We start from the raw sequence: 719 nt of genomic DNA, 5'->3' as shown, positions 1-719 counted from the left end.
GCGTCGTACTTCACGCCGTGGAAGCCCTCGATGACCTGGGGGCCGCTCGCGCCGAGGCCGAGCGTGAAGCGGCCGTTGGACACGAAGTCCAGACCGGCGGCGGTCATCGCGGTCAGCGACGGGGTGCGCGTGTAGATCTGGAAGATGCCCGACATCAGCTCGAGCCGCTCGGTCTTGGCGGCGATGTAGCCGAGCTGGCTGACCGAGTCGAAGGAGTACGCCTCCGCGACGGCGACCAGGTCGAGTCCATTGCGCTCGTACTCCTGGAGCAGCTCCACGGTCTCGGCGAACCCGCCTGAGTAGTCGATGATCATGCCGAGGCGCATGGGTGTTCCTCCGTAAGTCGGGTTCTGCAAGTCCGGTAGGGAGCGTAGCGGTCGGGTGTCGGGACCCGACCCGATAGATTCAGGTCGTGTCCGGAGTCGCCCAGCAGATCATCCAGCACGGGGCCCCCGACGTCACCGACGATGCGGCCGTCCTCGCGGCCTACTCCTCCGATGCCTCGCTCTACCGCGTGCTGCCCGCCGCCGTGGTGTTCCCGCACACCGCCGAGGACGTGCGCGCCACGCTGGCCGCCGCGCGCGAGCTGGGCCTGCCGGTCACCTGCCGGGGCGCCGGGACGTCGGTCGCGGGCAACGCGATCGGCCGCGGCGTCGTCATCGACTTCAGCCGCCACATGAACCAGGTCATCTCGATCGACCCCGTCGCGGAGACCGCCG

2 protein-coding genes are annotated in these 719 nt (G+C 69.4%); one reads left to right on the top strand and one right to left on the bottom strand.

What is annotated here, in order from left to right; all coding sequences use genetic code 11:
- Positions 1-326 (bottom strand): LLM class flavin-dependent oxidoreductase (locus ACOADB_RS27720; protein WP_378606739.1); only part of this gene is annotated, 326 nt, incomplete at its 3' end.
- An 86-nt stretch (positions 327-412) separates the two neighbouring features.
- Between ACOADB_RS27720 and ACOADB_RS27715 the strand changes: the two genes are divergently transcribed.
- Positions 413-719 (top strand): FAD-binding oxidoreductase (locus tag ACOADB_RS27715; RefSeq protein ID WP_378606736.1); only part of this gene is annotated, 307 nt, incomplete at its 3' end.

It is taken from the genome of Nocardioides sp. CPCC 206348 (genome assembly GCF_048654705.1).
Lineage (GTDB): Bacteria > Actinomycetota > Actinomycetes > Propionibacteriales > Nocardioidaceae > Nocardioides.
The sequence above is the reverse complement of the archived record's forward strand: the minus strand, read 5'-3'. Positions and strand labels throughout refer to the sequence as shown.